The following is a 23,828-nucleotide window of genomic DNA, read 5'->3' on the forward strand; positions in this document are numbered from 1 at the left end:
TCCCGGCTCAGGCCTCCGAGCGGAGCGCCTTCTCGAGGTGCCGGAGCTCCTTGGCCCGGGCGCGCGGCGTGCCGTCCGCGCGGCGGTACGACCGTCCGACGACGGCGACGAGCCAGTCCGCGAGGTACCCCCACGGGTCCGGCGAAACCAGGAGCCAGCGGCGCTCGTCCTCGCACGAGCCGTCGTCGAGCAGGAGGTCGGCGACCATCGCGACCCCCTCGACGTCCACGGCCACGCCCACGGTCTCGAGCACGCGCGCCCGCACGACCGGACCCAGGTGGTCGGCGACGTCGCGCCGGAAGCGTTCGCGCTCGTCGTCGGGCACGTCCTCGCCGCGCCAGTCCACCTCCACCCGGCGCACGAGCTCGCGCAGCGCGGCGCCGTCCATCTCCCTGCGTCCCACGGCGGGGAGGTTAGCACCGCGCCGCCGGCGGGCACGACGAGAATCCGCTTCCTGTGAGGTTCATGTGCACATGGCAACGACTCGTGGTAGGTCCGACGGCGCGCGGGCGACGCCTCGATGAACTCTTCCTGAACCCCGGCTGTTCACCCGCCCCGCGTCCGTACGGTCGTCCGGGAGCGCGTCCGTCGCGCCCCGAGGGGAGAGGCGAGGGCACATGCGAGACCGGTCCGGCCAGGCGGCAGACGACGCGGGGGCGTGTCCCCGCCACCAGGCACGAGGCACGAGCGTCGCGGCCCTGCTCGCCGCGGGCGCCATCGCGGCGACGCTCGCCGGCTGCACGGGCGGCACCGGGTCGACGGCGGACGCCGCGGCCTCGCCGTCGACCACGCCCACGGCACGCACCGCGAGCGTGACCGCCGGGCAGAGCGACTGCGGCGCCGGGTGGGGCGGCGGCACCGCAGGAACCTGGCGGTTCGACGCGAGGAACACCTCCACGGGCGGCATGGACGTGGTCGTCGCCGACGCCGCCACGGACATGACGACGGCGCGCGAGTACCTCGAGCTCGAGGCGATCGGGGTGGGCGGAGCCGCATCGGGCGACGTGACGCTCGGGCCCGGGAGCTACCGGGTCGTGTGCGTCCAGGCCGACGAGGAGCCCGTCCTCGGGCCCGTCGTGAAGGTCACCGGGACGCTGCCCGCAGGCACGACCTCGACCCCCGGCATCGTCCCGATCACGCGGGCCGACCTCGTCCCCGCCGTCAAGACCTACGAGACCTGGGTCGCGGCCCACCTCGCCGTCCTCTCCCGCCAGGTCACGACGCTCGACGACGACGTCGCCCGCGGCGACCTCACGGCCGCCCGGCGGGACTGGCTCACCGCCCACTCGACCTACGGGACGCTCGGCGGCGCGTACGACGCGTTCGGCGACCTGGGGGACGCGATCGACGGCTTCCCCGCGGCCGGCACGACGGCGCTCGCCGACCACGACCTCACCGGGTTCCGCCGGATCGAGGCGCTGCTCTGGGCCGGCCGGCCCGCGAGCGCCGTCCGGCCCCTGACCCGGACGCTCGTGAAGGACGTCGCCTCGCTGCGCGCCGACTTCCCCGCGGCCCAGGTCGACCCCATGGACCTGGGGATCCGGGCGCACGAGATCCTCGAGGACGCCGTCCAGGTGCAGCTCAGCGGCGCTGCCGACGGCGCGAGCGGGACGACCCTCGCCGAGATCGAGGCCGGCGTCGTGGGCACCCGGCAGCCGCTCGGCGCGCTGCGACCGCTCCTCTCGGCGCGCGGCGCGGACCTGAGCGACGTCGACGACGCCCTCGCCACCCTCGAGCACACCCTGCGCGGCTACGACGACGACGGTCGCTGGACGCCCCGCGCCGACCTCACCACCGCGCAGCGCGAGCGCCTCGACGCGGAGGTCGACACGTGCGTCGAGCGTCTCGCGACCGTCGCCGCGCTCGCCGACCCCGGAGGGCCCTGTGAACCACGCCGACACGACAGCACCCACCTGCCCCGCGCACCTCGGCCCCGCCGACCCGGCCACCACGACCGGGCTGGGGCGACGCACCTTCCTCCGCTCGGTCGCGGGCGCGGCGGGCGTCGTCGGGCTCGGGGCGCTCGCTCCGCGCGTCGCCCACGCGGACCCGACGCCCACGGCCCTGCCCACGACCGACGACACCGCCCGGTCCGTGGTCTTCCACGGCCCCACCCAGGCGGGCATCCTCACCCCGCTGCAGAAGCACGCGGCGTTCGTCGCGCTCGACGTGACCGCCGGGTCGAGGACCGAGCTCGAGGAGCTGTTCCGCACGCTCACCGACCGGGCCCGGTTCCTCACCACCGGCGGCACGCCGGCCGGCGCAGGCCCCGGCGCTCCGCCGGCCGACTCGGGCGTCCTCGGCCCGGACGTGGTGCCCGGCGGCCTGTCGATCACCACGTCCGTCGGGGCGTCCCTGTTCGACCACCGGTACGGGCTCGCCGACCGCAAGCCCGGCCGGCTGCGCGCCATGGACACGTTCCCCGACGACGCGCTCGACCGCGCCCGCTGCGACGGGGACCTGCTGCTGCAGGTCTGCGCGGACGACGTGGACGTCGTCGTGCACGCGGTCCGTGACATCGCCCGGGCGACCCGCGGGGCGATGCAGGTGCGCTGGCGGCAGGACGGCTTCGCGTCCCCGCCCCGACCGAGCGGCACCCCGCGCAACCTCATGGGCTTCAAGGACGGCACGGCGAACCCCTCGACGAACGACGCCACCGCCATGGGCGACGTCGTGTGGACGAAGGCGGGGAAGGTGGCCGCCTCCGACGGGCTGCCCGCCGTGGTCGAGCCGGGCTGGACCACGGACGGGAGCTACCACGTGGTGCGGCTGATCCGGATGCTCGTCGAGTTCTGGGACCGGGTCTCGCTGCACGAGCAGGAGAACATGATCGGCCGCCGCCGCGACACCGGCGCCCCGCTGACGGGCACGCACGAGTTCGACGACCCGCACCTGGAGCTCGATCCCACGGGCGACGCCATCCAGATGGACGCGCACATCCGGCTCGCGAACCCGCGCTCCCCGGCTCCGACCGGCTGCGGATGCTGCGCCGCCCCTACAACTACGACGCCGGCACCGACGCCAACGGCAACCTCGACATGGGCCTCGTGTTCGTCGCGTTCAACCAGGACCTCGACCGGCAGTTCGTCGCGGTGCAGAAGCGCCTCGCGGGCGAACCGCTCGTCGACTACATCTCACCCTTCGGGGACGGCTACTTCTTCGCGCTCCCGGGGGTGAGGGCGGCAGACGACTGGTACGCCAGCCGGCTGCTCGCCTGAGCACCGCCCCCATCCCCCACAGAGAGGCACCCCCATGGCTCTGTTCGCCAAGCGGACGCGCACCGTCGCGTCCGCCGCCGCGATCGCCGGCCTCGCGCTCGCCGGCGGAGGCATCCTGCCTGCCGTCGCGTCGGGACACCACGCGAGCGCCCGGAGCACCGCGACGACGTCCTCGTCGTCACGGTCGAAGGGCTCGTCGACGACCACGCCGATCCAGCACCTCGTCGTGCTGTTCGACGAGAACGTCTCGTTCGACCACTACTTCGCAACCTACCCCCAGGCCGCCAACACCGACGGCACCACCTTCAAGGCGGCCCAGGGCACCCCGAAGGCCGACACCGTGAAGGCCGCCGGCCTGCTGACGAAGAACCCCAACCTGTACGCGCCGGCCCGCCTCTCGCCCGACGAGGCCGTCACGTGCGACCAGAACCACAACTACGGGCCCGAGCAGCTCGCCGAGAACAACGGTCGCATGAACCTGTTCGTGCAGAACACGAGCACGGACACCTGCACCGGCCAGTTCGGCGCCCCCGGCCTCGGGATGGACTACTACGACGGCAACACCGTCACCGCCCTGTGGAACTACGCCCAGCACTACGCCATGAGCGACAACAGCTGGGACACCACCTTCGGGCCGTCGACGCCGGGCGCCCTCAACCTGGTCTCCGGCCAGACGCACGGCGCGATCTCGTACGACTCGACGACGGGCAAGAAGACCTCGACCCCCGACGCGTACGGTGTCAAGTCCCCCGACGCGAAGGGCGTCGGCTCCGTCACCGCCGACCCCGACCCCGTCTACGACGACTGCGCCGACGCCGACCACACGTCGACCAACGCGCTCGTCGGCATGCAGGGCAAGAACATCGGCGACCTGCTCAACGCCAAGAACGTCACCTGGGGCTGGTTCCAGGGCGGCTTCCGCCCGACGACGACGTGGGACGGGCAGGCGGGGCACTACGCCAAGTGCGACGCCACCACGACCAACATCGCCGGCGCGTCCGTCGTCGACTACTCCCCGCACCACAACCCGTTCGCGTACTACAAGTCGACGGCCAACCCCCACCACCTCGCGCCGTCGTCGGTCGCGAAGATCGGGCAGACCGACCAGGCCAACCACCAGTACGACCTGACCGACTTCGACGCGGCGCTCGCCCACGGGTCGCTGCCCAGCGTGTCCTTCCTCAAGGCCCCCGAGGCCCAGGACGGCCACGCGTCGTACTCCGACCCGATCGACGAGCAGAAGTTCCTCGTCAAGGAGATCAACGCGATCCAGAAGTCGCCGTACTGGTCCAGCACGGCGATCGTCGTCGCCTACGACGACTCGGACGGCTGGTACGACCACGTCGCCCCGAAGATCGCCAACGGGTCACACGACACTGCGAACGGTGACACGACGCTCTGCACCTCGGTGAAGACCGTCGCCGGCGGGTACGCCGACCGCTGCGGGCCCAGCCAGCGCCTGCCGCTCGTCGTCATCTCGCCCTACGCGAAGACGAACTACGTCGACCACACCCAGACGAACCAGGCGTCCGTCCTGCGGTTCGTCGAGGACAACTGGAAGACCGGCCGGATCGGCGACGCGTCGTTCGACGCGACCGCCGGGTCGATCCAGTCGATGTTCAGCTTCGCCAAGGCCAAGGCCCCCAGGTCGTGCTCAAGGACGACGGCGCCGTGAAGTCCGTCGTCCCTGCGTCGCACGACGACGGTCACGGCCAGGGTCACGGCAACGGCCAGGGCAGCGGGCACGGCAAGCCATCGAAGCCCGGCCACGGCAAGGGGAACGGGTCGGGCCGCGGCTCGCCCGGCTGCCCGCGGTGGTTCTGACGGTCACCGCTTCCGCGTGACGGCGGCGCCCGGGTCGGTGGCGGCCCGGGCGTCGTCGCGTACCGACGGGACGTTACGGACGCCGACGCCGACGCCGAGCAAGCGGATGCCACGTCGAGCAAGCACCGTTCGTCCGCTTGCTCGGGAGAATGTCTGCTTGCTCGACGACCAGGCCTCTGCCGGCGTCCAAGCCGCGTCCGCGGGCCGGGTGGGTGGGGTCAGAGGGCGGTGAGGATCAGGGGCCCGTCGTCCGTGATCGCGATGCTGTGCTCGACGTGCGCGGCGCGGCCGCCGTCGCGCGACAAGAGCGTCCAGCCGTCGTCGGCGTACCTGTAGGCACCCGAGCCGCCGAGGATGAACATGGGCTCGATGGCGATCGTCATACCCGCACGTAGCTCGGCGCCCTTGTGACGGCGACCCTCGTTGGGGATGAACGGGTCCTCGTGCATCGTGTGGCCGATGCCGTGACCGCCGTGGTCCTCGAGGTTGCCGTAGCGGCCCTTGCGCGCGATCCTGTCGATCGCGTAGCCGATGTCGCCGATCCGGTTGCCCACGGTCGACGCCGCGATCCCCGCCTCGAGCGCGCGCTCCGTGGTCGCGATGAGCTCGAGGTCCTCGGGCCGAGCGTTCCCGACGACGAACGACACCGCCGCGTCGCCCGTCCAGCCGTCGAGCGTGGCGCCGCAGTCGATGCTCACGAGGTCGCCGTCGGCGATCGCGTACTCGGTGGGGATGCCGTGGACGACCTCGTCGTTCACGCTCGCGCAGATGACGCCGGGGAACGGCGTGGGCGCCCAGGACGGGTGGTAGTCCAGGAACGGCGACGTGGCGCCCGCACCGAAGATGACGTCCCGCGCGACCTGGTCGAGCTCCTTCATCGTCACGCCGACGGCGGCCGCGTCGCGGCACGCCTGCAGGGCGCGGGCGACGACGCGCCCCGCCTCCCGCATTCCGTCGATCTCACCGGGGGTTTTCAGTGCCACAGGGTGCGCTCCAGTCGGTCGTGGTGCTCAGTAGTAGGTGATGCCGCCCTGCTGCCCGGCCATCGCCTCGAGGCGCTGGATCCGCTCCGCCATGGGCGGGTGGGTCGAGAACAGCTTCGAGACGGCGCCGGCCTTGAACGGGTTCGCGATCATGAGGTGCGAGACGTCGACGAGCTTCTGGTCGGCGGGCAGCGGGGCTGCCTGGGTGCCGCTCTCGAGCTTGCGCAGCGCCGACGCGAGGGCCATCGGGTCGCCCGTCAGCGTAGCGCCGTCCTCGTCGGCGTCGTACTCGCGCGTGCGCGAGATCGCGAGCTGGATCACCGTCGCGGCGAGCGGCGCGAGGATCGCCAGGGCGATCGCGGCGATCGCGTTGCCGCCGTTGTTGTCGCGGCGGTCGCCGCCCCCGCCGAAGAAGAGCAGGAACTGCGCGAGGGAGGTGATGACGCCCGCGACCGCGGCGGCGATCGACGACGTGAGGATGTCGCGGTTGTACACGTGCATGAGCTCGTGCCCGAGCACGCCGCGGAGCTCGCGCTCGTCGAGGATCTGGAGGATCCCCTCCGTGCAGCACACCGCCGCCTTCTGGGGGTTGCGGCCCGTGGCGAACGCGTTGGGCGCCTGCGTGGGCGACACGTAGAGCTTCGGCATCGGCTGGTTCGCGCGCGCGGAGAGCTCACGCACCACGCGGTACATGACGGGCTGCTCCTGCTCGGTGACCGGGTAGGCCTGCATCGAGCGGATCGCGATCTTGTCCGAGTTCCAGTACCCGTACGCGGTCGAGGCGAGACCGAGGAACACGAAGAACCACAGCATGCCGACCGAGTTGCGGAAGAACAGCGCCCAGATCGCCAGGAGCACGGCCCACAGCACGCCGAAGAGCAGCGCGGTCTTGAGGCCGTTGAAATGACGGTGTCCCATGGACCCACGCTACCCGGGCATGCTGAAGGCCGGCTGGGCGTCGTCGGTGGACGACACCCAGCCCGCCTCGCGGCTCTCAGTCCTGCTGCGCGGCGCGACCCAGCGAGATCTCGACCTGCTGGTCGCGGGGCACGACCTTGATGCGCTTGCGGCCGTGCGGCTCGCCCAGCGCTCGCTCGTGCCCGTCAAGACGCAGCCAGCCCGTCCAGTCGATCGCGTCGACGCCCCGCTCGGCGAGGAAGTCGAGGATCGCCTGCGGGTCGCGGTGCACCGCGTCGTTCAGCGGCGTCGTCGGGACGCCGTCCTCGCCCGGCGTGCCCGTCGCGTCCTCGACGAGGTGACGGATCGTCTCCGACGCGTCCGACTTCGTGTGGCCGATGAGGCCGACCGGTCCGCGCTTGATCCAACCGGTCGTGTACACGCCGGGGATGTGCTCGCCGTCGATGTCGATCACGCGGCCCTCGCGGTTCGGCACGACGCCCTTGAGCTCGTCGAACGGGATCTCCGGGAGCGGCGACCCGAAGTACCCGACGGCCCGGTAGACGGCCCCGAGCTCCCAGTCGTGGAACTCGCCCGTGCCGGAGACGGTGCCGTCGCCGTTCAGCCTGGTGCGCTCCGTGCGCAGGCCCGTCACGCCCGACTCCTCGTCGCCCAGCACCTCGACCGGCGCGTGCAGGAAGTGCAGGTGCAGGCGGCGCGACGCCGTGAACGACGCCGGGTCCTTGAGGGTCCAGTCCGTGAGGGTCTTGACGACCTGCTTGGTCTGGTTCGACGAGCTGATCGCGGCCATCGAGCCGTCGTCGAACTCGAAGTCCTCCGGGTAGACGATCACGTCGACGTCCGGCACGTGGCCGAGCTCGCGCAGCTCCAGCGGGGAGAACTTCGCCTGGGCGGGGCCGCGGCGCGCAAAGACGTGCACGTCGGTCACAGGGCTCGCCTTGAGGACCTCGTACACGTTGGCCGGGATCTCGGTGGGCAGGAGGTCGTCCGCGTGCTTCGACAGGACGCGCGCCACGTCGAGCGCGACGTTCCCCGCGCCCAGCACGGCGACCTTCTGCTGGTCGAGCGGCCAGGTGCGCGGCACGTCGGGGTGACCGTCGTACCAGGACACGAAGTCCGCGGCGCCGTACGACCGGGGCAGGTCGATGCCGGGGATCGGCAGGGCCGCGTCCCGGATCGAGCCCGTCGAGAAGATGACCGCGTCGTAGAACTGGCGCAGGTCGTCGAGCTTGAGGTCGACCCCGTAGTCCACGTTCGCGATCAGACGGATGTCACCCCGGCCCAGCACCTTGTGCAGGGCGTCGATGATCATCTTGATGCGCGGGTGGTCGGGCGCGACGCCGTAGCGCACGAGACCGAACGGGGCGGGCAGACGCTCGAAGAGGTCGATGCTCACGTCGAGGTCGGTCTTGGACAGGATGTCCGAGGCGTAGATGCCCGCGGGGCCGGCGCCGACGACGGCGACGCGCAAGGGCCGGTTGCTGCTCACGTGGTAGGACGCCTTCCGTGCTGAAGTGTTCGTGCACCGGATGCTCGGACACTGTGCTGTTCCGACGCCGTCCGCGACCGCTGCGACTCGCCCGGAGGGGAGCCGGGGCACCGGGGCCGGGGCGGCTCGGCGGTGCAGGCGCGAGCCCGGACGGTAGGGCCGAGGCGGCGTCGTCGGGTGTGTGCTCCCCCGAGTCTATGACGCCTGCCCCGCCCGACCAGTGTGGCGTCCGTCTCGCTCGCTGGATAGGGCGTCTCAGGACGCGGACAAATGTGTCGCCGTGAACTCTTGCAGGCAGCGCTCGAGATCGGCCCGCATCAGCCGCGCAGACCCGCGGCGAGCTGCGTGTCGACGTCCTGCAGCGTCTGAGCCGCCTGCTCCAGGAAGTGCGCCATGCCCTCGATGCCCGCGATCGCCTTCGTCGTGCCCGACGTGAACTCCTGGTACGACTCCTGGAAGGCGCCCGAGGCGTGGTCGGTCACGAAGCCGCCCGCCACCAGGTCGTCGACCTGCTGCTGGAGGTGCTGCAGTGTCTCCGTCGCCTGCTGCTGGCCTCCGCGCAGCCGGGTCGCCGCACCCTGCATCTCGTCGTACGTGACGTTGACGTTCGCCATGGTCCGAAGCTCCTTCTCGAGGTCGCACGAGGCCCCTGCGGCCCCGGTCGACGCCACCGTAGCGGCGTCGCACCCCGCCGTGCCGCCGATCCACAGGCCTGTGGACGACGGCGTCCGCGCAGGTCAGCCCACCCGCACCAGGCGCCCGTCACGCTCGGCTCCGGACGCGTCGAGGCCCGCGGTGACGTCGTCGAGCACCCACGGCACCTGGACACGGGCGACCTTGCCGCGCGCCACCCAGGCGCCGCGGCCCGGTGGGAGCTCGGCACGGGCGACACGCGGGAGCGGGGTCCGGAGGATCACGTCGCCGTCGGACGGGTCGGGCTGCAGGAGCAGCCCGCGGCGAGCGGCCTTGAGCTCGGCGAGCAGGGGCCACGGGCCGCTCCAGGCCGACGTCTCGCCGTCGGCGACGAGCAGGTGACGCGTCGGGCGGACCGCCTTGGCCAGGGCGACGATCGCGCGGTCGGCCGGCGTCTGCAGGTAGTCGCCCACGGACTCGACCACGACGACGAGCCGCCCGGCGACCGCGTCGTCCGGCACGAGCCGCGTCAGCTCCTCCACCAGCGTCGCGACCTCCTCCGGACCCGAGGCGCAGCCCGCCCAGGGCGCGACGCCCGCGAGCGCCGAGCGGGCTGGCCCGACCCGGTACGCGCGGGCGTCCGGGTCCGCGCGGAGCACGGAGCGGACGAGCCAAGCCAGGGCGTTCGTGCGGCCCGACGCGGGCGGTCCCGCCACCAGGAGCGTCCCCTCGGGCGCGAACCCCACCGGCTCGAGCGTGACCGTGTCGAGCCCCAGGGCGGGCGCCCCGGCGACGTCGGCGGGCAGGTCGGACGCCGCGTACGAGGTGGGGGCGACCCGGACGCCCGGCGCGTCGGGGACACCTGCGGCACGCAGCCGGGCGGCCAGGGCGGCCGTCGCCGCGGCCTGCGCGGACGCCGACGGGTCGCCGTCCAGGACCCCGACCTGCACCTCGACGTCGTCGAGCACCGCGCGGCCCGCGGGCGAGGCCGGTGTCAGCACGTCCCGCGGCGCGCCGAACGCCAGGTAGCCGTCGTCCACGAGCCGGTGGAGCACGTTCCTCTGGACGAACGAGCGCACGTAGCTCGGCACGGCGCCGGGCCGGTCGGCCGTGAACACCACGTGCACCCCGAGGCGCCGGCCGTTCGCGAGGACGTCCCGGAACACCCCGAACCACTCCGCACGGCCGGGTCCGGCCTCGTACCGGTCGCGGAACTCCGCGAGGTTGTCGAGCAGGACGACGAGGCGCGGGACGTCGGTGCGGCCTGCGCGCCACAGCTCGTCGACGCTCGAGGCGTGCGCGGCGGCGAACACCTCGGCACGCGCCTCGAGCTCGTCGCGCAGCAGGCGCAGGAGCGCGACGACGCGCTCGCCGTCCTCCCCGTCGACGACGGCGCCCACGTGCGGCAGCGGCTCCAGCACCCGCAGGCCCCCGGCCGCGAAGTCGAGCGCGTAGACGTGGACGCGACCGGCGGCGTCGCCCGACCCGGCGCAGGCCCAGCCGGCCGCAGCCGCGACCGCCCGCAGCGTCGTCGTCTTCCCGGCGCCGCTCGTCCCGTACACGCCGAGGTGCCCGTCGACGTCGGGGGCGAAGCCCGCGGGCCGCTGGACCTGCTGGTCCGGCAGGTCGGCGAGCCCGAGCGCAAGGGTCCTCGGGCTCGCCACCGCGCCGGCCGACGCGACGAGCGGGGCGAGGTCGAGGACCGCCGGCAGCTCGTCGTGCCAGGGGCGACGGGGCTCGGGCACGGCAGCGGCGCCGGCCGCCGCCACCACGGCCCGCACGAGCCGCTGCTGGTCCGTGGGGCCGGGCTCGTCGTCGGGTGCGTCGTCGGACGGGCGGTCCGGCTCCTCCCAGCGCACCTCCGTGCCGAACCGCAGCTCGGCCACCTCGACGTCGCGGCGCTCCGGGTCCGGGGAGGTCCACCCACCCGCGTACGCCGACTGGAACACCTGCAGCCGGCCCGGGCCCGTCGCGGCCACGGCGCGCCCCGGCAGAGCCGGGTCGAAGTGCGCCGGGTCCGGGACCTCCACCACGTCGACCGCGTCGCGCTCGTCCGCCATGCGCAGCGCGACGCGCAGGTTCGTGTTGGCGCGCAGGTTGTCCTTGATGACGCCCGCCGGGCGCTGCGTCGCCATGACGAGGTGGATCCCGAGCGACCGGCCGCGCTGCGCGACGTCGACCACGCCGTCCACGAACTCGGGGACCTCCCCGGCGAGCGCCGCGAACTCGTCGATGACCAGCACCAGGGCGGGCGGACACTCGGGATCGCCGCGCCGCTCCAGCTCGAGCAGGTCCTTCGCCTGCTTCCGGTTCAGCAGGTGCTCGCGGTGCCGCAGCTCGGCCCGCAGCGACGTGAGGGCGCGTCGCACCAGGTGCGGCGACAGGTCCGTGACCAGGCCCACGCAGTGCGGCAGGTCCACGCAGTCGGCGAACGCCGAGCCGCCCTTGTAGTCCACGAACAGGAACGTCACACGGTCCGGGCTGTACTCGGCGGCCAGGGCGAGCACCCACGCCTGCAGGAACTCCGACTTGCCCGACCCCGTCGTCCCGCCGACGAGCGCGTGCGGACCGTGCGCCCGCAGGTCGAGCTGCATCGCGTCCACGCCCGCCGACCCGACCGTCGCACGCAGCGAGCCGGCCTTCCGGCGGCGCGGCACCGCCCCCGGCGTGCGGTCGTGGACCGACCGGTTCTGGCGCCACCGGTCGACGACGGCGTCCGCGGACGCCGCCAGGTCGTGCCCGAGCAGCGACAGCAGCGCCACCGACCGGGGCAGGTCGCTCGCGTCCTCCGCCACGGCCCCCGCGTCGAGGACCGGAGCCATGCGGCGCGCGTAGTCGTGGGCCGTGTCCCCGTCCACGACGTCGTCGCGCACGTCGACCAGGTCGACCCGCTCGCCCAGCCGGACGAGCCCCGCCCGGGCGGCGCCGTCGTCGTCGAACGCGAGGAACGTGCGGCAGGCGCCCGGCAGCCGCTCGACGTCGGGTGCCAGCCACACCACGTAGACCCCCGCGTCCGGCCCGACCTCCGCGAGCTGCGTGAGACGCGCGCGGTCCACGTCCGCGTCGTCGGACACGACGACCACCAGCGCAGGCAGCGGCGCCTGCGTCCCGTCGGCGTCGGACCCGACCGTCGCGCCGCGGTCGAGCGCCGCGTCGGCGACGCGGAGCGCGCCCCGCCGGCGCACCCCGCCGCGGGCGAGCCGGGAACGGATCACTCCCTCGAGCTCGGCCAGCAGCACGGCCGCGCTCGACGGCGAGTCCGCCAGGTGGGGTCCGGTGACGGGCGACTGCGGCGACGACGTGTGCGGTACCCACGACAACCAGTCCAGGTCACGCGACCAGGCGGGGCTCACGATCGCCGCCACCGCGAGCTCGGCGGGCGAGTGCAGCGCACTGAGCTGCACGAGCAACCCGTGCACCGATCCCAGCGACCGGTCGCGCGGGCCGGCGACCCCGAGCGCGCCCACGTCGTGGAGGTTCTCGATGACCGGCACCCCGGCGACCGTGCGGTAGCGGGACACGAGCGCGTCGAGCCGCTCCGCGTGCTCCGGCAGCAGGTCGCCGCGGCTCCCCCGGCCGACGGTCGTACGGCTCGGCATCGCGCCCAGGCCCAGCCGCACGTTGAGGAACGACCAGTGCTCCGGCCTCCGCGTCCACAGCAGCGGGCCACGGCGGACCGCCTCGGCCAGCGCGACCGCCGTCGACGGCGCCTCCGCGAGCCGGCCCTCCCGTTCGGCGACGGCCAGGGACGCGAGGGTCCGCTCGAGGCCCTCGAGGCGCTCGTCGAACCGGGCCAGCAGACGCTCACGCCGTCGACGGCGCTGCCGCTTCTGGGTGCCGAAGCTCCCCGCCAGCATGAGCGGCGTCATAAGGACGAAGATCAGCGACGTCGGGTTGTGCGTGAGCATGAACATCGCGCCACCGACGAGGAGCGGTGCGAGCATCCCCACCAGCGGAAAGGGCTGGCGGTCGTCCTCGGCCGGCGCCTCCGGGGCCGTGAGCTCGAGGCCCTCGTGGCGCGGTTCGACCCGGGGCGAGCGGTTGAACGGCACCGGGCCGGCGGACGCGACCACGTCGCTCAGCACCGCCCGGGCCGGCTCGACGACGAGCACCGTGCCGCCCAACGTCACCCGGACCGGTGCGTCCACGCGCAGCCGCTGGACCAGGCCGCCGTCGACCTCCACGCCGTTCGCCGACCCCAGGTCCACGAGCTCCAGGCCGCGCGCCGCGTCGATCCGCGCGTGCCGCTTCGAGGCGAGCGCGTCCGTGAGGCGCACCGCCGAGCCGGGAGCCCGGCCCACCGTCCAGGTCCCCTCGGGCAGCTCGACGTGCAGACCGGTGTCCGGGCCCCCGACGACCCGCACCACGACCCGCGGCGTCCGCCGCCCCAGGCCGGCCTCCGGCCGGTGCGTCCCAGCGGCGACGACCGCCACCGTCGCTCCGGACCCGATCCACGCCTCGCCGATCGGCGCGTCCGGCGGCAGGACGACCGGCCGCTCCTGGCCCGGGAGCCGCGCCTGCAACGTCAGCCCGCCCCGCGGCCCCCGCCACCGGCACCCGTCCCGGGGCGTCGCGGGTCGACGCGGGCGATCGTCTGCGCCACGTCGGCCACGGTCGTCGCCGCGTCCGCCGTGACCACCACGTCGTCGTCCGTACCGTCCGCGCGCACCAACGTGAGCTTGAGCCGCATGCACCCTCCCTGCCAGGTCCCGCGAGAGCCTAGACGGAGGCCCCGGTGTCGCGGGCACGCCTGTGGACAACCTCGACGACGCCCGCCAGCAGGGATGTCATGCCCTCTCGTCTGTGGTCGGGTCGGGCGCCCTGTGGTCGGGTCGGGTGCCCTGTGGTCGGGTCAGGCGGGGCGGGTGGGGTGCGCGCGGTCTTCCATCCGCCTCGCTCGTTCCTCGCTTCGGCTCCCGCCAGACCCTCCACGACCGCGCGCACCCCACCCGCCCCACCCTTCGCGGTCAGCTCACCTCCACAACCGGTCGCCCGCCCCAGACCGCTGCGGCGACGAGTCCGCCGTCGGCGACATCCAGTTCCCCCGCTTCCAAGCGCCGCCGACCATGCGATCAGCCACCCCCGGGATCGCCGACCATGACGTTGCCCACCACCTCACCGCTGACCAGGGACGCAACCCCATGCTCGGCCCGAGGGAACGGGCACAACCGCATGCTCGGCGGTCGGACCTGCACCGACGACGGCGTCACCCCAGCCCGAGAGGCCAGGACCGGCAGCGTCCGAGCAGCCGGCTCAGGAAGCTTGCCAGCAGGTTCGGTACTGGTCGTGCCCGGCTCACGACGGCACACGTCCCGACAGCGGGGGCACCAGGCGCCGCCGAGTCAGCGCGAATCACCCCAGTCAGCGTGAACTCCCCGCTGACTCGGACGAAACGCGCTGACTCGCGTCGAGGAAGAGGCGGCGACGAACCGGACGGTCGGGAACGTGGCAAGGGCGAGACGACGGCCGAGCGGGCGGGCGCAGGGAAGGCGAGACGACGGCCGAGCGGGCGGGCGCAGGGAAGGCGAGACGACGGCCGCGCGGACGCCGGGACGCGAGGAAGGTGAGCGGACGGCGAAGCGGGTGGGTGCGGGGAGGCGGTGAAGGGCGTCAAGGAGTGCGCACGGCCCCCAGGGCCGGAGCACGACAGCCCGAACCACCTCGCCGCACCCACCCGCGAACCCGACCACGACACCTCACCGTCGGCGAACGGGTCAGACAGCGATGCGCAGGCTGTTCTGAACGGCGCGGATCTCCGGCCACGCGACCTCGACCTGCGGCGCGAGGCACGAGCCCGTCAGCTCCACGAGGTCCGCGACCGGTCCACGCTCGACCCGCACGAGCCGCAGCGCCTGTGCCATCGTGGCGCCGGACCGGGTGTCCGTGAACGCGACCTCCACGCGGAACGCGGGCCAGCCGTCGACCTCGAGGGTCTCGCGACCGATCTCGGCGAACCCGTCGAGCGGGGTGAGCCGCGCCATGGCGGCCCCGACGGCGGCGTCGAGTGTGTATGCCGAGCGGATCCGGGTCACGACCGCGACGACGTTGGGCCGGAAGTTGTCCTCCGGGACCCTCTTGGCGACGGCGAGCGGCAGTGCGACGTCGGGCAGGGTGTGCCAGTCGTCGGGGATCTCGACGGTCAGCTGCGCGGGCGCCGGGAAGTCGTCGCCCGGGCTCGTCACCTGGAGGGTCATCGGGGGTGGTCCTCTCTCGTTCGCTGCAGGGGATGAGCTGTGTGGAAGCCTAGAAGCCGAACCAGCCGCCGATGTCGTCGACGAGCTTGGCGGGCTCGATGTCGACGTCGAGCGAGATCTTCCCGCCGATGCCGAGCGCGGCGCCGAAGTCGATGGTGCCCTTGATGCCGTCGGTGCCGACGTCGAGCGACGCGTTCGCGGAGAACCCGATGCCGGCGTAGCCCGTGGCGGTCGCGCCCACCTGGGCGCCCTCGATGCCGGCCGAGCCGGACACCGACGCCTCGGCCCCAGCGAACGCGTCCACGCCGACGTTGGCGCTCACGCCGTTCGGTCCCACGGAGGCGCCCGCACCGGCCTCGGCGCGGGCGCCCGCGAACGCGGTGGCCTCGCCCTTGGCCTCGAGGATGCCGTAGCCGACCGAGCCGCTCGCGCTCCCGCCGGCGCCGACGGCGGCCGACCCGTAGGCGGTCGCCGCAAGTCCTGCGGCACCGATCGTGGCACCGGCCCCGACGTCGCCCTTGGCGCCGGCCCACCCTTCGAGGGAGCCCTCGCCGTGGGCGCCGTCCTCCGTGCCGAACTGGCCGGACGTCTCGCCCTGGAGCCCGAGGACGCCGCCCGCGCGCACGCCTCCGAGCTTGACGGCGTCGTCGAGCGGGCTGCTGCCCTTGTCCTCGCCCTCGGGAGCGTCGGCGTCCCGCACCTCGACCGACGCCTGCCCCTGGACCGTCGCACCGTCGGTGTGCTGCCCGGGCAGCGACTCGGCCAGGATCCCGTGGTCGTCGTCGTGCAGGAGGTAGCGGCCGTCGTCGTACGGCGACTCGGCGTCGTCCACGGACTGGCCCAGGCCGTAGTCGACGCTGCCGCCGGCGCCGAGAGGCCCGATCCCCACGAAGCCTTCCTTGCTGCCGCTCAGGGTGTCGGCGACGCCGGTGGTGGCGCCCGGGTCGTCTCCATAGCCGCCGCCCCCGCCGCCGCCACCGCCTCCGCCGGAGTACCCGGTGCCGGTCGAGCCCCCGCTCCCGGCGCCCGCCCCGGTGAGCGTCGCGCTCGTCTGCCGCTGGTCGTCGGCGTTGGACTGGAGCGTCTTCGCGGCCGCGGCGAGCAGGTCCCGGGCCGCGAGGATCTTCGCCTCGTGCCCCGACCACGAGTGCCGGAAGTCGTCCGCGTCCGGCCCCGACCAGCCGCTCGAGCGCACCGACGACGCGACCGTCGTCCGCAACGACTCCAGCCGCTTCGACGCCTCCGTGAAGCGTTCGCCGAGCTGTGCCAGCTCGTCGACGTCCGCACCGACGAACCCCATGACGCCCTCCTGCCCCGGTCCCGCGCTCAGCGCTCGAGGAGCCGGCTGAACCAGTTGTCGTGCTTGGGCCGCCAGCCCCGGTCGCGGAGCGCGCCGAGCACGGGTTCCTTGACCGTCTTGGACGAGAACGTGCCCGACCACGAGCGGCCCGTCCCGTCCTGCCACGTCACCGACGGCGCCTTGACCGTCGAGTGCTCGCGCACCACGAACTTGCCCTTGGTGTGCGACGTCGTCCGGTTCGCGGACAGGCCGTCACCCACGGCGCCCGCGCCCTCGCGCACCTCGGTCGACCGCTCGGTGAAGCGGTAGTTCCCCGTCTCCGCGTCGAGCGTCACCTCGAGCTCGTAGTCCTTGGACAGGTGGCCCGCGTTGAGCAGGCTGCTCCAGCGGGTGTCCCAGACCTTCCAGGTGGCGCGGACGACGCCGCCCGCCTCCGTGCGCTCGGTCGTCACCGTGAACGGGGCGTCGTCGGAGTTGAGCGCCTCCACCGCGGCGAGCGCGGACTGCACGTCGAGCGCCATCTCAGGCCTCCTCGTCGGTGATGCGGATGCTCGCCTGGATCTCACGGATCTCGGGCCAGGTGCTCTCGACCTGCGGCGCCAGGCAGCTTCCCGTGAGCTGGACCAGGTCGCGGACGGGGCCGCGGTCGATCACGAAGAGGCGGATCGCCTGCGCCATCGTGGCGCCGTGCTGGTCGGAGAACGTCACCTCGATGCGGAACATCGTGCGGCCGTCGACCTCGGTGGTCTCGCGGCCGACCTCGGCGTAGCCGTCGAGCGGCGTGAGCGCCTCGGTGACCTCGCGGATCGCGTCGTCGAGCGAGTAGGTGGACCGGACGCGCGTGACCACGGCGATCACGTTGGGCCGGAACTGGCCCTCCGGCACCTCCTTGCCGACGGCGAGCTGCGTGGCGACGTTGGTGAGCGGGCGCCAGCCCTCGGGGCAGTCGAGCGTGAGCGCCGGCGGTGCCGGGAAGTCCTGCGAGGGGAACTGCACGGTGGTCATCGGATGTCCTTCGTGTTGTCGTCTCGTCGTGCGGGTCGTGTCGGTCCGGCGGTGCGCCCGGACAGACTAGAAGCCGAGGCTGTGGAGCATGCCGCTCGCGAGCTTCTTCGGGGACACGTCGACGCTGAAGTCGAGACCGCCGCCGATGCCCAGCGCAGCGGCGAGGTGCACGTCGACCTTCGTGTCCTCCCAGCCGATGTCGGCGCTCGTCTTCGCCTCGAAGCCGATCCCTGCCTTGGCCTCGACGCCCGCGCCGACCGTCGCGCCGTCGATCCCGCCCTCGGCCTTGGCCTCCGCGGACGCCCCTGCGAACGCGTCGACGCCCGCCTCAGCGCTCAGGCCGCCGGGACCGATCGACGCCTTGGCGTCGGCGTCGGCCTTCGCGCCCGCGAACGCGTTGCCCTCGGCGGAGCCCTTGAGGATCCCCGCGTGGGCGTCGGCCTTGGCGTTGGCCTCCGCGCCGGCCATGGCGTGCGCGCCCACGGCCGCGCTGATCCCGGACAGCCCGGCGGCGAACGTGGCGTCGGTGCTCGCCTTCGCACCCGCGAACGCGTCCGCCTCCCCCGAGACCCCGAGGTCCTCGCCGTAGCCGATCGAACCGGACGCGCTGGCGCCCGCTCCCGCGGCGGCCTCCGCCGAGGCGTCGGCCGTGAAGTTCTTCCCGTCGAAACCGGCGTGCGCGCCCGCGTCGGCCTTCGCCCCCGCCCACGCCTCCGCCTCGCCCTGCCCGTGGAGGCCGTCGTCGGAGCCGAACTTGCCCTCCGCGCTCGCCTCGGCGCCCGCGAAGGCGCTCGCGTCGGCCTTCGCCGCCCACGGGTCGTCCTCGGTGCCCGAGCCCGACGCCGACGCGCTGCCGTCGGCCCGCGCTCCCGCGAACGCGCTCGCGCCGCCCTCCTCGCCCGAGCCACCGGAGGCGGTCGCCGTCGCCGTGGCCCCGGCGAACGCCCCCGCACCCACGAGCACGGCGCTCGTCTGGCGCTGGTCCTCCGCGTTCTTGACCAGGGTCTTGCCCGCCTGGCTCAGCAGGTCACGCGCCGCGACGATCTTGGCGTCGTGCCCCGACCACGAGCCCCGGAAGCCGTCCGCGTCGGGACCGGCCCACCCGCTCGACCGCACCGACGACGCCACCGTCGTCCGCAGGTGCTCCAACCGCGTCGACGCCTCCGCGAACTGCTCCCCGAGCTGCTTCAGCTCGTCGACGTCCGCCCCGACGATCCCCATCGCCCCTCCTCCTGCTCACGCACTACGCCGTCCGCTGCCCACGTGCTGGTGCCCGTCGTGTGGCCCTCCTGCCGCCCACGACGAACGTGCCGCGCGGCGGGCACCGGAGACGGTGCCCGCCGCGCGGTCGAGTCACGACCGAGGTCGCGTCCCTCGGCTCAGAGAGCGCTCGAGGTCTGCTGCTGGTTCTGCGCGTTCTTCTTGGCCGTCTGGCCGGCCTGCTGCAGCGCGTCCGCGACCTTGTTGAGCTGCGTGACGTGCTGGTGGTGCCACTCGTCGCGGAACTTGTCGCCGTCGGTGCCCTTCCACTGCACGCCGTTGAGCGCACCGTTGAGCTTCTGGACGAGCTCCTTGATCTCCTGCGCGCCCTGGTTCAGCTTGTCGCCGAGTGCGTTGACCTGCTCGACGTCAAGACCGATCATTCCCGCCATGTGACTGCTCCTTCGTCGTGGCCGCCCCCTGCGGGCGACCGTCCGTTGTTCTCGACACCGAGAACTCAACCATGGGCCCCCGCACCGGGTCGATGGGGAGGACTCCCCATCCGCCTGGCACGTGTGCCCGGACCTCCCCGTGCCCGCGTCAGACGGGCTCCGGGAGGGCGACCTGCAGCTTGCGCGCGACCCCGCCGGTGACGAGGAACCCGCGCCCGGGCGGGAAGTCCGCCCGGCGCACCCGTCCGAGCCCGGTCGAGAGCAGCGTGTCGCCGTCGCCCTCGTTCGGGGTGAGCAGGAGACCTTCGCGACCGCCCTTGAAGGGCTGCGCGAGCGACCACGCCTGGCTCCACGTCGACGCCTCGGCCTCGCCCACCACGAGCTGGTCGGCGCGCACCATGGCGCGCACGAGCCGCTCGAGCGAGCTCTCGACGCTGCTGCCCGTGAACTCCGTGACCGCCTCGATCACGAGCACCATCTGGCCGCGCGCCAGGGTCCCCGACTCGGCGAGGGTCACGAGCTCGTCGACGAGCGGCGCGACGTCGTCCCCGACCGCGGCCGTCGACCAGACCGGCAGCCCCGACACGTTCCCCGCCCGCGGCGCCAGGTACACGACCCGGGCCGCCGGGTTAGCGCGACGCACCGCCTGCGCGAGCGTGACGAGCGCCGTCGTGCGGCCGGAGCCCTGCGGGCCCGAGAGCATGAACGGCCCGCGGTCCGGGAGGACGACCGGCGCGAGGTCGAGGTCGTCGAGGCCGACCACGGCCCCGCCGCCCGTGTTCGCGGGCAGCGACCCGAGCGGGATCGAGTCCGGGAGGCTGAGGATCGGCGGCGCCTGCTGGACGCCGTTCGCGACCATGACGCCGCGCAGCCGGGCCAGGGCCCGGGACTGCGTGGACACGTTCGAGTCCCCGCCGAGCACCGCGACCTGCAGCTCGGCGCCGTCGAGCATGGCCCGGCCCGGGGGCGACGCGACCGTGAGGACGTCCCGCGGCATGTCCATCGCGAGGTAGTCCTCCTCGCGGGCCAGCCGCAGGACGAGGCGCTTCTGGATCGTCGAGCCGAGCGACGTCGGCACGGACATCGGCCGGTCGCCCGAGACCACGACGTGTACGCCCACCGGCCGACCGTCCGTCGCGACCTGCTGGAACGCCGCGAACACCGGGAACCACGGCGTCGACTTGTACTCGTACTCCTCGCGGAACGCGCCGATGCCGTCGATGAGCAGGATGATCCGCGGCTCGGCCGGCGCGCTCGCCAGGCGGCGGTACTCGCCGATCGTCGACGCGCGGACCTCCGCGTACCGTGCGGCGCGCTCGTCGACGACGTCGCGCAGCATCCGCACGAGGCGCGTCACGCGCTCGGAGTCGTCACCCTGCACGACGGCGCCCACGTGCGGCAGCTCCTCGAGCATCCGGAGGCCGCCGGAGCCGCAGTCGATCGCGTACACCTGCACGGGTCCCCCGCGGGCCGTGATGGCCGCCGAGACGGCGATCGTCCGCAGGGCCGCGCTCTTGCCGGACCCGCCCGTGCCGAACACGGCCAGGTTGCCGTCGCGGTCGGGCTCGTAGAACGCGGTGGGCTGCGACTGGGTGTGCGGGTCGTCGACGACGCCGAGCAGCAGGCGCTCGTCCGTGCGGGGGTTGGGCAGGCGGGCCAGGTCGTAGGCGCGCGCGAGCTCGGGGAGCCACGGGCGTCGCGGCTCGGGGACGCCCGCGTCGCGCGCGGCCTGCGAGACGGTCGCGACCGTGCGGGCGATGTCCGACGGGCCCTTGTCGAGGTCGGGGTCGACCACCGGCCCCGGGACCTCCCAGGCCGCGCCCGTGCCGAACCCGACCTCCTCGATGTCGATGCGCGGGCGCTCTGGCTCGTTCGACGTCCAGCCGCCGGCGTAGGCCGTCTGGAACGTCTGGATGCGGCCGGGGCCCGTCTTCACGGCGCCGCGGCCCGGGATCGACGGGTCGAAGTGCGCCGCCATCGGGAGCCCGAGGATGTCCGAGGAGTCCGCCTCGTCGGCCATGCGCAGCGCGACGCGCAGGTTCGTGTTGGCGCGCAGGTTGTCCTTGATGACGCCCGCCGGACGCTGCGTCGCGAGGATGAGGTGCAGCCCGAGCGACCGGCCGCGCTGGGCGACGTCGACGACGCCGTCCACGAACTCCGGGACCTCGCTGACCAGCGCCGCGAACTCGTCGACGACGATGAGCAGGCTCGGCGGCGTGTCCGGGTCGCCGGTCCGCTCGAGCGACACGAGGTCCTTGGCCTTCTTCGCGTTGAGCAGGTGCTCGCGGTACCGCAGCTCTGCCCGCAGCGACGTCAGCGCCCGACGCACGAGGTGCGGGGACAGGTCGGTGACGAGCCCGACGGTGTGCGGCAGGTTCACGCAGTCCGCGAAGGCCGCGCCGCCCTTGTAGTCCACGAACAGGAACGTCACCCGGTCCGGGCTGTGCGCGGCCGCCATGCCCAGCACCCACGACTGGAGGAACTCGGACTTGCCCGCGCCCGTCGTCCCGCCGACGAGCGCGTGCGGGCCCTGCGTGCGCAGGTCCAGGTAGAGCGGTTCCGTGCCCGAGTGCCCGACGAGCGCCCGCAGGGTCCCGGGGTGCGGCGCCGGCGGGGCGCCGAGCCGTCGCGGACCGTCAGCGAGTCGTTCTCGCGCCAGCGCTCGACCAGGGCCGCGGGGTCCTCGCCGAGCTCCGTGCCGGCCAGCGTCAGGAAAGAGACCGCGCGCGGCAGGTCCGAGTCGTCCTTGACCGTCGCACCCGCGTCGACGACGGGCGCGAGCGACCGCGCGAACGCGTGTGCCGTCTCGAGGTCGACCTGGTCGACGGCGACCGGGTACGTGAACCGGCCGATCCGGATCTCCCCGACGGCCGAGCCCGTGTCCCCGAGCTGGACGAACGTGCGGCACGCCGCGGGCAGCCGCTCGACGCGCGGCGCGACCCACACGACGTGGACGCCGGCGTCCGCCCCGCGCTCCGCGAGCCGGGTCAGGCGCGCCCGGTCGAGGGGGACGTCGTCCTCGACCACGACGACGACCGACGGCAGGAGCGGCGGCGGCAGGTCCTTGGCGGGCTTCGACTCGTCGACCGGGGGCCGCGGCGTCGCGCGCTCCTCGATCGTGCCCGACCGGGTCTCGACGACCTCCTCGAGCTTCGCGAGGAGGACCGCGCCCCCACCCGGGTTGTCGGCGAGGTGGTCGCCCGAGATCGGGCTGTGCGGCGAGCCCGTGTGCGGCAGCCACCGGAGCCACTCCCAGGCGTCGCGCGAGCGTGGCGACGTAAGCCCCACGACGACCAGCTCGGCGGGCGAGTGGAGCGCCGTGAGCTGCACGACCAGGCCCCGCGCCGCGCCGCTCACCCGGGCCGGGGACCCAGCGATGCCGAGGGCGCCGCTCGACCGGAGCTGGGCCACGGTGGGCACCTCGGTGATGGTCGCGCACTGCTGGCGGACCTCCTCGACCTGGGCCCAGAACCGCGGCAGCGTCGAGTTCTCGTCGAGCTCGTCGACCTGCGTCCGCGACCGGGCGCTGCCCAGCCCCAGCCGCACCGAGAGGAACTCGCGGTGCTCCGGGCGGTGCGTCCACAGGAGCGGGCCCAGCCGGCGGGCCGACTCGAGGGCCTCCCCGACCGACGGCGCCTCCTGGAGCCGGACGCCGCGCTCGGTCGCGTGCTCCTTCTCGATCGTCTCGCGGAGCGCGGCCATCGAGGCGTCGAACTGCTCGACCTGCTCCCTGAACGTGCGCCGCGACTCGAACTTCTGATCCAGGTACGTGCCGATCATGATGATCGGGCTCAGGGCCACGAAGATCACCGAGAGGATCGTGTGCTGGATCGCGAACAGGATCGCGCCCATGAGGAGCGGTGCCAGCATCGCGATCACCGGGAAGCGCGCGCGGTTCGGCCGCTCCGGCGGCTTCGGCGGCTTGAGCACGTGCTCCGCGAACCGGGCGACGGCGCGCGGCGACCGGTTGAACTCGATCACCGGATTCGTCGGCGCGAGGTCCGCGCTGTGCTGGAGCGGCGTCACCGCGAGGGTCGTGGCGCCGAGGGTCACCTGGTCGGCCGCCGTGAGGGTCGCGCGCGTCACCCGCTCGCGGCCGATGACCAGCCCGTTCGCCGAGTTCGCGTCGATGATCTCGACACTCTCCGCGACCGACAGCCGGGCGTGCTGCTTGGACACCAGCGGGTCGGACAGCCGCACGTCCGCCTCGATGCCGCGGCCCACCCAGCTCGTGCCCGCGGGCAGCGGGAACTCGGCGCCGGCGTCCGGGCCGTCGAGGACCCGCAGCATCGCGACGGCCGCACCCCGGTCGTGCCCCGGGGCCACGAACTGCTCCGGGACCTGCACGAGCGAGACCGTCGAGCCCGCCCGCAGGCCCGCCTCGAACAGCTCGCTCGCCGGGTCCAGCACACGGGTGCCCGACGACGCGACGTCTCCCGAGATCTGCAGGCTCAGGCGCGGCGGCGCCTCCGCGCCCCCGCGGGCCGGGTCGCCCGAGTAGAGGGCCTCGGCGACGTCGCGCACGGTGGCGGTCGCGTCGGCGGTCACCGCGACGTCCGTCGCGGACGCGTCCGGACGCTGCAGGGTCAGCTTGATGCGCACTCAGGGATTC

Annotated in this window: 16 protein-coding genes and 3 pseudogenes; 5 read left to right on the forward strand and 14 right to left on the reverse strand. The window is 73.8% G+C overall.

Features of this window, described 5'->3' with window-relative positions; translation table 11 throughout:
* Nucleotides 1–7: 7 nt before the first annotated feature.
* Nucleotides 8–403, reverse strand: a complete 396-nt coding sequence (locus QQK45_RS02615; RefSeq protein WP_284291906.1) for a hypothetical protein — start codon at nucleotides 401–403, stop codon at nucleotides 8–10.
* A gap of 535 nt (nucleotides 404–938) precedes the next feature.
* On the opposite strand from QQK45_RS02615, the pseudogene QQK45_RS22820 reads away from it, so the two are divergent.
* From QQK45_RS22820 to QQK45_RS02640, 5 genes and pseudogenes are all read left to right on the forward strand, one after another.
* Nucleotides 939–1,787: pseudogene (locus QQK45_RS22820) on the forward strand (imelysin family protein); the annotation flags it as partial.
* A gap of 382 nt (nucleotides 1,788–2,169) precedes the next feature.
* Nucleotides 2,170–2,901: pseudogene (locus tag QQK45_RS02625) on the forward strand (Dyp-type peroxidase); the annotation flags it as partial.
* Nucleotides 2,902–2,981: 80 nt separating this feature from the next.
* A complete protein-coding gene (locus QQK45_RS02630; protein WP_284291910.1) occupies nucleotides 2,982–3,218 on the forward strand; it encodes a Dyp-type peroxidase domain-containing protein in 237 nt (78 codons plus the stop codon).
* 34 nt (nucleotides 3,219–3,252) lie between these two features.
* A complete protein-coding gene (locus QQK45_RS02635) occupies nucleotides 3,253–4,893 on the forward strand; it encodes a phospholipase C (protein WP_284291913.1) in 1,641 nt (546 codons plus the stop codon).
* Complete coding sequence (locus tag QQK45_RS02640) at nucleotides 4,890–5,042, forward strand: hypothetical protein (RefSeq protein WP_284291915.1); 153 nt, start codon at nucleotides 4,890–4,892, stop codon at nucleotides 5,040–5,042. The genes QQK45_RS02635 and QQK45_RS02640 overlap by 4 nt, the downstream gene beginning before the upstream one ends.
* 218 nt (nucleotides 5,043–5,260) lie before the next feature.
* Here QQK45_RS02640 and map read toward each other — a convergent pair whose 3' ends face one another.
* The 13 genes and pseudogenes from map to QQK45_RS02705 form a co-directional block, all read right to left on the reverse strand.
* On the reverse strand, nucleotides 5,261–6,025 hold the full coding sequence (map, locus tag QQK45_RS02645) for a type I methionyl aminopeptidase (protein ID WP_284291917.1): 765 nt from the start codon (nucleotides 6,023–6,025) through the stop codon (nucleotides 5,261–5,263).
* 27 nt (nucleotides 6,026–6,052) lie between these two features.
* Nucleotides 6,053–6,943, reverse strand: a complete 891-nt coding sequence (gene htpX / locus QQK45_RS02650; protein ID WP_284291920.1) for a zinc metalloprotease HtpX — start codon at nucleotides 6,941–6,943, stop codon at nucleotides 6,053–6,055.
* Nucleotides 6,944–7,019: 76 nt separating this feature from the next.
* Entirely contained in the window at nucleotides 7,020–8,432 is a 1,413-nt protein-coding gene (locus QQK45_RS02655; RefSeq protein ID WP_284291922.1) for an FAD-dependent oxidoreductase, read from the reverse strand.
* 317 nt (nucleotides 8,433–8,749) lie between these two features.
* On the reverse strand, nucleotides 8,750–9,046 hold the full coding sequence (locus tag QQK45_RS02660; RefSeq protein WP_284291925.1) for a WXG100 family type VII secretion target: 297 nt from the start codon (nucleotides 9,044–9,046) through the stop codon (nucleotides 8,750–8,752).
* 123 nt (nucleotides 9,047–9,169) lie between these two features.
* Nucleotides 9,170–13,498 (reverse strand): type VII secretion EssC family protein, encoded by a 4,329-nt coding sequence (locus tag QQK45_RS02665; protein ID WP_284291927.1) that lies wholly within the window; start codon nucleotides 13,496–13,498, stop codon nucleotides 9,170–9,172.
* A 92-nt stretch (nucleotides 13,499–13,590) separates the two neighbouring features.
* The gene (locus QQK45_RS02670) at nucleotides 13,591–13,755 is read right to left on the reverse strand and encodes a hypothetical protein (protein ID WP_284291929.1); all 165 of its coding nucleotides are present in this window, start codon (nucleotides 13,753–13,755) and stop codon (nucleotides 13,591–13,593) included.
* A gap of 1,024 nt (nucleotides 13,756–14,779) precedes the next feature.
* Entirely contained in the window at nucleotides 14,780–15,259 is a 480-nt protein-coding gene (locus QQK45_RS02675; RefSeq protein WP_284291931.1) for an LpqN/LpqT family lipoprotein, read from the reverse strand.
* Nucleotides 15,260–15,308: 49 nt separating this feature from the next.
* The gene (locus QQK45_RS02680) at nucleotides 15,309–16,559 is read right to left on the reverse strand and encodes a hypothetical protein (RefSeq protein WP_284291933.1); all 1,251 of its coding nucleotides are present in this window, start codon (nucleotides 16,557–16,559) and stop codon (nucleotides 15,309–15,311) included.
* Between the two features lie 26 nt (nucleotides 16,560–16,585).
* Entirely contained in the window at nucleotides 16,586–17,080 is a 495-nt protein-coding gene (locus QQK45_RS02685) for a hypothetical protein (RefSeq protein ID WP_284291936.1), read from the reverse strand.
* Between the two features lies 1 nt (nucleotide 17,081).
* On the reverse strand, nucleotides 17,082–17,564 hold the full coding sequence (locus QQK45_RS02690) for an LpqN/LpqT family lipoprotein (RefSeq protein WP_284291938.1): 483 nt from the start codon (nucleotides 17,562–17,564) through the stop codon (nucleotides 17,082–17,084).
* 66 nt (nucleotides 17,565–17,630) lie between these two features.
* Nucleotides 17,631–18,785, reverse strand: a complete 1,155-nt coding sequence (locus tag QQK45_RS02695; RefSeq protein ID WP_284291940.1) for a hypothetical protein — start codon at nucleotides 18,783–18,785, stop codon at nucleotides 17,631–17,633.
* Nucleotides 18,786–18,943: 158 nt separating this feature from the next.
* Nucleotides 18,944–19,216, reverse strand: coding sequence for a WXG100 family type VII secretion target (locus QQK45_RS02700; protein ID WP_284291942.1), 273 nt, complete (start codon nucleotides 19,214–19,216; stop codon nucleotides 18,944–18,946).
* A gap of 148 nt (nucleotides 19,217–19,364) precedes the next feature.
* Nucleotides 19,365–23,818: pseudogene (locus QQK45_RS02705) on the reverse strand (type VII secretion EssC family protein).
* Nucleotides 23,819–23,828: the final 10 nt, after the last annotated feature.

This window comes from Luteimicrobium album (assembly GCF_030161555.1).
Taxonomy (GTDB): Bacteria; Actinomycetota; Actinomycetes; order Actinomycetales; family Cellulomonadaceae; genus Luteimicrobium; species Luteimicrobium album.

Excerpts from the sequence above, each read along its gene's own strand:
- QQK45_RS02700 (WP_284291942.1), bottom strand. The coding sequence starts at position 19,216 with ATGGCGGGAATGATCGGTCTTGACGTCGAGCAGGTCAACGCACTCGGC.
- QQK45_RS02695 (WP_284291940.1), bottom strand. The coding sequence starts at position 18,785 with ATGGGGATCGTCGGGGCGGACGTCGACGAGCTGAAGCAGCTCGGGGAG.
- QQK45_RS02660 (WP_284291925.1), bottom strand. The coding sequence starts at position 9,046 with ATGGCGAACGTCAACGTCACGTACGACGAGATGCAGGGTGCGGCGACC.
- htpX (WP_284291920.1), bottom strand. The coding sequence starts at position 6,943 with ATGGGACACCGTCATTTCAACGGCCTCAAGACCGCGCTGCTCTTCGGC.
- QQK45_RS02675 (WP_284291931.1), bottom strand. The coding sequence starts at position 15,259 with ATGACCCTCCAGGTGACGAGCCCGGGCGACGACTTCCCGGCGCCCGCG.
- QQK45_RS02670 (WP_284291929.1), bottom strand. The coding sequence starts at position 13,755 with ATGCGGCTCAAGCTCACGTTGGTGCGCGCGGACGGTACGGACGACGAC.
- QQK45_RS02680 (WP_284291933.1), bottom strand. The coding sequence starts at position 16,559 with ATGGGGTTCGTCGGTGCGGACGTCGACGAGCTGGCACAGCTCGGCGAA.
- QQK45_RS02690 (WP_284291938.1), bottom strand. The coding sequence starts at position 17,564 with ATGACCACCGTGCAGTTCCCCTCGCAGGACTTCCCGGCACCGCCGGCG.
- QQK45_RS02685 (WP_284291936.1), bottom strand. The coding sequence starts at position 17,080 with ATGGCGCTCGACGTGCAGTCCGCGCTCGCCGCGGTGGAGGCGCTCAAC.
- QQK45_RS02635 (WP_284291913.1), top strand. The coding sequence starts at position 3,253 with ATGGCTCTGTTCGCCAAGCGGACGCGCACCGTCGCGTCCGCCGCCGCG.
- QQK45_RS02630 (WP_284291910.1), top strand. The coding sequence starts at position 2,982 with ATGCTGCGCCGCCCCTACAACTACGACGCCGGCACCGACGCCAACGGC.